The sequence below is a fragment of the Corynebacterium sp. MSK041 genome (assembly GCF_030232265.1).
In the GTDB taxonomy this organism is placed as follows: Bacteria; Actinomycetota; Actinomycetes; order Mycobacteriales; family Mycobacteriaceae; genus Corynebacterium.
Map to the genome: position 1 here is coordinate 1 of NZ_JASPJK010000032.1, position 1501 is coordinate 1501.

Sequence of the window (1501 nt, forward strand, 5' to 3'; positions counted from 1 at the left end):
TGTTGCGCGCGTGCATTTAGTAACACCGTGGTGAGTATCGGGTAACGCGATGGTGAGTATCGAGTAACACCGCAGTTTTCGGGGAAACTCTTTGGTGACCGCGTGACTTCAGGGCACGCGGCATTGCCAAAGGAGTCCGATTGTGACTGACTACAGGGCGGTGATGGACCTTGTTCTCAAAGGCTGGTCCGTTCGCCAGATCACAGCGACGATGGGATGCTCGCATTCCACGGTGCAAAAAGTTCGTAAGGTGCTGCAAGCAGAGCAGATCACGACCGCGGCCCAGATTACTGGGCTCAATGATCAAGCCATAGCTGTGCTGTTTCATGACGGAAGATCCACAGGTCAGGGTGTGTTCGTCCCGATTGATTTCGATTCCGTGGTGAAAGCACGGACCGGAAGACATAAGACCACGCTGCAGGTCCTGTGGGGGAAGTACACCTCAACGCCAGCGCTGCCGGGGCAGCGGTACTACAGCTACGAGCGGTTTCGCCAGCTTGTAGCACAGCACGTAGATGCCACCGGGGTAACTGCTCGGATCGTGCACGCACCAGCTCACACTATGCAGGTGGACTGGGCAGGAACGAAGATGCGTTTGTTCGACCCCACCGGGGGACGTCCAAGCAAGCTCAGTGTGTTTGTCGCTTCGCTGCCGTATTCCGGGATGCTGTTTGCTTGTGCGTGTATCAATGAACGCCAACAAGCGTGGCTGGATGCGCATATGCAGGCGTTTGAGTACTTCGGCGGGGTGGCAGAGGTCATCGTCCCAGATAACGCCTCGACGGCGTCGAACGCGATAAGTGCTGCTGATCGCAATCGTCGTGTCAACACCACGTACGAGGAGTTTCTGGAGCACTACAACACCGCTGCGCTGCCAGCGCGTGCAAGACGACCGAAAGACAAGGCCAATGTTGAGGCAGGAGTCAAGATCGTTACCCAAAAGGTCATCCATGCTCTTGACGATCATCAGTGCGTCAGCCTTGATGAACTTAACAGTCGCATACTCAAACGAGTTGACGCGATCAATACGCACACCCCGTTTCGTGGAAACACCACCAGTCGGCGGCAGCTGTTTGAAGAGTTTGAAGCAAAGTTGCTCACTGAACTGCCAAAACAGCGGTGGCGGCGCACGGAATGGAAGCGCGCCAAAGTCGCTCCCGACTTCCATATCACCGTCGCCAGCGTGCATTACTCCGTGCCCTACACACTTGTCGGCCACACTGTTGATGTCCGCATCACCGGCAACACGCTCACGGTCTTCGATGCCGGCGAGCGACAAGCAGTACATACGATTGCGCACCAACGCGGTGCCTTCGTCACCGACACTGACCACATCCCGCCGCAGATGGCCAACACCCATGGGCTATGGACCTGTGAATACTTCCTACGCGAAGCTGCCCGGGTAGGGCCGCACACCCGCCGAGTCATCGCTGAACTGATGGATGCGCGCCCAATCAAAGCACAAGCGTTCTTCTCATGCCGCAACGTGCTTTCCATGGGA

The 1501-nt window shown here is 56.8% G+C and carries 1 protein-coding gene; it reads left to right on the forward strand.

Going from position 1 to position 1501, the window contains the following annotated elements:
• Positions 1 to 142: 142 nt before the first annotated feature.
• On the forward strand, positions 143 to 1501 hold a 1359-nt coding region (gene istA, locus QP968_RS11030; protein WP_284856442.1), incomplete at its 3' end, for an IS21 family transposase.